Raw genomic sequence first — 4,699 nt, forward strand, 5'->3', positions numbered from 1 at the left:
CGTCCATCCGTAGAAAGCAGTCATCAGGCGATGCAGAGCTCGCTGCTGTGGCCAGGCGCTTGATGACATCATGCGGCGGTGTCATACGGCAATCACCGTAGATTTCTGTTAGATAATCACACAGGGCACGCAATACCAAAGCGTCTCGAACAGTCGGGATTGCGATCTGCCGTGGCGGCTTTCTGTGGTTCTTTATAATTAGCTTTTCACGGTATCTTGTGAACCTGTAGCGCCCTGCATGTATTTTTATTATCGCCGTTTCGATGGCGCTGTCTATATCAGCCCCAAGTGATGAGGCCTTTACTCCGTCCAGGCCTATAAACTTTGCATCTTTGATACGTTCATCAAAGATGCGCTTAAGGTTCTCTTCTGAGAAGAAAGAGCTGAATATTTTGCTTGGGGTTTCAGAGGGCATATATTACGGCAATTGCAATAGCGGGGATAAGAAATATGATTGCCCCGATTATCCAAACTAATAGTTCAAGCACTATGTATTTTACTGCCCGAGCAAAGCTCATCTGAACCGGGCCTCTCGCCGTCTCTATGGGTGATTTCTCAATCCATACTTTTCTAAAAATGAAGCGTTCGTAGTCAAGGGCGCTATGGTTGGGGTATCTGTCTAGTATATCTTGATAGGCGATTTTTTTCTCGCTTGTTTCCATTTCAGAATCATAAAGTTTTTGCAAAGCTAAGTAACAATCTCGGTGGTCGCGAGATTTGTCACCAAACCTTAGCCCCCAAACAACGAGTGAGGCATAAAGAATACTCGCTGACAGGACTATTGAAACTTCTGAAGTGTACGGCCCAAGGCGGGTGTTTTCCAAGTGATGCTGAAATACGGAAAAGCCAAGCAACGCAACGGAATAAGTTGTGAGCGATATATGGGTAAATCGGTCGAGGCGTGTAAACTTCGCATGAGCATCCATGCGAACACGGCTTGTAATCCAAATGTTTCCAAGGGGATCATTAATATTATCGGCCAAAAAATATCTCCGAATGTGTGCGAGCGTAATTATTCACAGTTTAGACCCCTAGAATCTCTAGAGGTAGCCATAGCTGGGCAGTTGAACCCGTGCTTTAAGTTTAGTCCCTTCAATGGGAACTAGCGCTGTACGCTCCGCCCGCACACATTAGCAACATAGCTATTACTCTAGCAATTTCAACAACAACCGCTTTCCCTCCGAACCCTACTTAGGAGTTAAATATCCAGTTTGGCGAGCTGTAGTGCGGCCAACAATTTTGCTGGTAGACGGCAATTCTAAGTCGATAATTGCACTGTACATGCATCAACTGTTGTCCGGTGGGTTAGACAAGTGGCTTTTGCGTGGTCAGCTGAGCCTATGATTTTTTCCATGGCCACCAGCTGCGGCGCGGACGATCAGCTAGCTTCTCAGCCATTGCTCGCCAACTGTCCCGGTCGCTTTCGGTCGCGGCCAGGGCTTTACGCTCATGAGCGAGGATGGCTTCAGCCACATCTGCACGGGCCGTTTCTGCAGCCAGCTTTTCATGAAGCTCAGCTACAGCTTCTTGGGTGTGCGAGGTGTGTAAGTTATTGGATGTGCGCACAGTGTGCGCCCTCCAATTTTGAAGAGCTTCTGGCGTGATCCGCCATTGATTGCGATTGTCTCTGGAAGCTTGCAAATCTTGGGTCTTTATTGCCCTCATGATGGTCCATCGAGAGACATTTGATACCTGTGCAGCCTGTGCAGGAGACATGTGCGAAGGGGTGTGCGGAGCTTCACTCATAGCGGCAGGTTCATTTGGCTGGCGTTCTCGAAGGTAAATCGAAGTCTAGCAATCTTTCGGCCCCGGCGGATCGGTTCAACCTCTGCCGTAATATTGGTTCGCGCCGCTAGCTCTGACAGGGCAGGGTCAACTACCCAACGACGAGTTTGCGCGAAGTTGGCTCGGTAGCTCTTCGGGGTTTCCATGATGGTGTGGAAGCGGTCCATGTCCACTTCCCAGACCCCGGTCTCTCGAAAGCGTTCGAGGTTCTCGAACAGCCGCCAAGAATAGGTCGATCGGAGCGCCGCGGCCTTCGAGAGCTGGTAGCTTGTGAAGTGCTTTTTGAGCTGAACGAGGAACTGCGCGATCTCGGGCGCAAAAGCGATGGAAACCTCCCCCTCACCCTCCTTGTAGCGGATCGAAGATATCCATCGCATTTTGACCACTTCGATTTTCTGGTCGTTCGGGCCGTAGTGCTCAATATGCCGGATGTAACGATTGAACAGATTTTCCTGAGCTTCTCGAAGTTGGACGTAGGCGGTGTGAGGCTCGAGGCCGAACTGCTTTGCGAAATCTACCGCTGAAATCTTGATGGGTTTTCCAGGTAGCGCCGCAGCCTTCGGGGATAGCTTTGCAACAGCCATTGAAACCAGCCGTTTCTCGCTAAGGTTCAAGCCGTGGGAGGCACTCACCAGTGTGTTGTGCATCGTGACGTTGCCACCTGCCGGCAGGTTCATCAGGTCATTTTTTCGCGGTCGCGCCATATTGTGAGAACCTACGATCAACTATGAGGCTGTAAATAGACCCTATGATTGGTCGGAGCTTCTCACAATACTGGATTTGCCTGTGGAAAACGGTCGATATTTCTCACAGTCGACTCGGTATTCCTCACACTTAACTCGGTATTCCTCACAATTAAGCCTGATTTTTTCAATATAATCAGTATCTTGCCGTTACCAAAAACAAGATAAAAACAAGAAAAAAGGACTGCGCTGCTAGGTAGAGGGTGTAGCTGGCCCCTGGGAGCGCCTGTAGGAAGCGCTTAACTTGCTGAGAAATGGGTGGTGAGCACTGTTGCACCTCGCAAGAGGCCTCCAGAGCGCCGTAGAGGCCCGTAGAGGCCCGTACAGAGGCCAGAAGCGCTCAGAGGCGGCCGGGGGGTCAGCAAAAGCTGCGAGGGGCCTCTGCGGCGCTCTGGAGGCTAACTAGCTTACCAATCAGATAAGCCACAGTTCGGTGTCCAAATGACTGTGGCCAGGCGTAGCCTCCTGGAACAAGGGCGTGGTGATAATGGCGTAAGCCCTGCGATCCGTTAGCAGGCAGAATTGTCATTTGAAATGACAACCCACTAGGCAATCCACGCTGTGCCGCTCCGCTGATTGCCTTGGGCCCGAGGTGCCGCGCTCTCCGTGCAGAGAGCATCCTGAACTAGATCACCTGCGGTCCTACCAAACTGCCAGTGCAGAGGGTGAAGATGGGTGCAGAGGGTGAAGATGGCGGGAAATGTGGAATGTAAACAGGTTTGCTTCGCCGCCCTGTTCCTGCTGGCCAGAACGCGTCTCTAGGCGAAGAACGGCGACGTGTCTGAGTGTAAAAAATTACACTTCCATTTCTTGCCACTCTTCCCCTCGCCAGTCCCAGTAGGCGGAAGCTCAAAACACAGGGCCGATGCCGGAATGCAATTTCGGTTAACATTGGCCATATCCTGCAACTGCAACACCCCTGCCGATAGGATCTGTGGCGATGCCTGTGCAATTTACCCTTCAGCGCCGCTGCGGGCATCGTGCTGAGATGAGCTTTGGGGAATGGAAAGAGGCTAAGGCAATGGTTCGCAGGGCGTGCTGCACGGCCTGCGGTGGAAAGGGGCAGTCCCTGTCCATGTATCGGGCGGCGTTTCTACGCGAAGCTGAGACAGAGCGGCAGCGGCGCGAGCAAGTGACAGGTGAGCGTTGACGCGGCGGCTGACTGACAACCGCTGCGCGATCCCTCGCGCCGGGCTTTTTTGCCGCTTAAGACTAATTACGGAAGAAGCAGCTAGTAACCACCATAACTTGCGCCAAAGTCCACAGTTTCTTTCTCCATTTTAGCTACCTGCCCTCGAACGATTGACCAGTACAGATTGTCCAAATCGCTTCGCTCCATCCGTCCCAACTGTTCTTCTGATATTCCACGAATAAGAGAAATAACGTGAAATTTGTCAGCCAAGGTGAAGTTATCAAAGTCAGGGAAGTAATTTGTCGCCTCTCGATTGTACCGAATTTCTCGGTACGCTTTGGTAAAGCTCTTAGCTCTGCCTGTCAGGTGTGCTAGGCCATACAACCCCATTTGTTTTTTGACAAACGCATCCATACGATGAAATTGGGCCATGTCTGATGCTTGGCGAAAGAAAAATACCCAACCTACAGAGCGGTTTTCAAAACGGCATCCGGTGATAATTAAATTTAGCTTCCAAAGAACTTGCTCCACAGTGGACGTGCCTCGCAGCCTCCGCAGGCAACCGATAATTGCCCGGAACATCTTTTTGTAAGATTTATCACGGATGCTAAGGCCAGTCGCCCTAACTTTATAACCCAAATATTCCGTGCCGGTCGCCACGCTAGAAATCATCGTTTTTCCCCCACCTTCGTCTAGGGGGTGAGTTTCAATGCGTAGATGGTCTGAAAGATAATTTTTTATTTCTGCGTGGATTTTTGCAACTTTGTTCTTTTTTGCCAGGATGACAATGTCATCTACATAGCGGAAATAATCGTATTCAAGATTGCAGGAAAAATCGAAATCACGAAGATAAACCATTGAAAGTACGTTTGAGATGCTCAAGCCCTGTGGGACACCAACAGTACGTATTTCCGATTCATCAAACCCAATTGGAATTGCAATTGCCTCATGAACAAGCTGCAATGCTAGGTCGTCAGGTACTCGTTTCCGAAGCTGCGAAAGCAGTACATCGTGAGCTATAGTTGGATAGAAGTTGATT

General features: G+C 50.2%; 5 protein-coding genes and 1 pseudogene. 1 reads left to right on the top strand and 5 read right to left on the bottom strand.

Annotation, left to right across the window (positions count from 1 at the left end; genetic code table 11):
* From ACFQDM_RS06710 to ACFQDM_RS06725, 4 genes and pseudogenes are all read right to left on the bottom strand, one after another.
* Positions 1-415: pseudogene (locus tag ACFQDM_RS06710) on the bottom strand (hypothetical protein); the annotation flags it as partial.
* Positions 405-983: an SLATT domain-containing protein gene (locus tag ACFQDM_RS06715; protein WP_377377142.1), complete on the bottom strand. Its 579-nt coding sequence runs from the start codon at positions 981-983 to the stop codon at positions 405-407. The pseudogene ACFQDM_RS06710 and the gene ACFQDM_RS06715, both read right to left, overlap by 11 nt.
* Before the next feature lie 355 nt (positions 984-1,338).
* Positions 1,339-1,746, bottom strand: a complete 408-nt coding sequence (locus ACFQDM_RS06720) for a helix-turn-helix domain-containing protein (protein ID WP_377377144.1) — start codon at positions 1,744-1,746, stop codon at positions 1,339-1,341.
* A complete protein-coding gene (locus tag ACFQDM_RS06725) occupies positions 1,743-2,462 on the bottom strand; it encodes a replication initiation protein (protein WP_377377147.1) in 720 nt (239 codons plus the stop codon). The genes ACFQDM_RS06720 and ACFQDM_RS06725 overlap by 4 nt, the downstream gene beginning before the upstream one ends.
* A gap of 1,006 nt (positions 2,463-3,468) precedes the next feature.
* Between ACFQDM_RS06725 and ACFQDM_RS06730 the strand changes: the two genes are divergently transcribed.
* Positions 3,469-3,678 carry a hypothetical protein gene (locus ACFQDM_RS06730; RefSeq protein ID WP_377377148.1) on the top strand — a complete coding sequence of 70 codons (210 nt, stop codon included), beginning with the start codon at positions 3,469-3,471 and terminating at the stop codon, positions 3,676-3,678.
* Positions 3,679-3,759: 81 nt separating this feature from the next.
* On the opposite strand, the gene ACFQDM_RS06735 is transcribed toward ACFQDM_RS06730, so the two are convergent.
* The coding region (locus tag ACFQDM_RS06735; RefSeq protein ID WP_377377149.1) for an RNA-directed DNA polymerase at positions 3,760-4,699 on the bottom strand (940 nt) is incomplete at its 5' end.

This window comes from Ponticaulis profundi (assembly GCF_042659465.1).
Classification (GTDB): Bacteria; Pseudomonadota; Alphaproteobacteria; order Caulobacterales; family Hyphomonadaceae; genus Ponticaulis; species Ponticaulis profundi.

Bases quoted from the DNA above. Each gene is read 5' to 3' on its own strand.
- ACFQDM_RS06730 (WP_377377148.1), top strand. From the start codon at position 3,469: ATGCCTGTGCAATTTACCCTTCAGCGCCGCTGCGGGCATCGTGCTGAG.
- ACFQDM_RS06720 (WP_377377144.1), bottom strand. From the start codon at position 1,746: ATGAGTGAAGCTCCGCACACCCCTTCGCACATGTCTCCTGCACAGGCT.
- ACFQDM_RS06725 (WP_377377147.1), bottom strand. From the start codon at position 2,462: ATGAACCTGCCGGCAGGTGGCAACGTCACGATGCACAACACACTGGTG.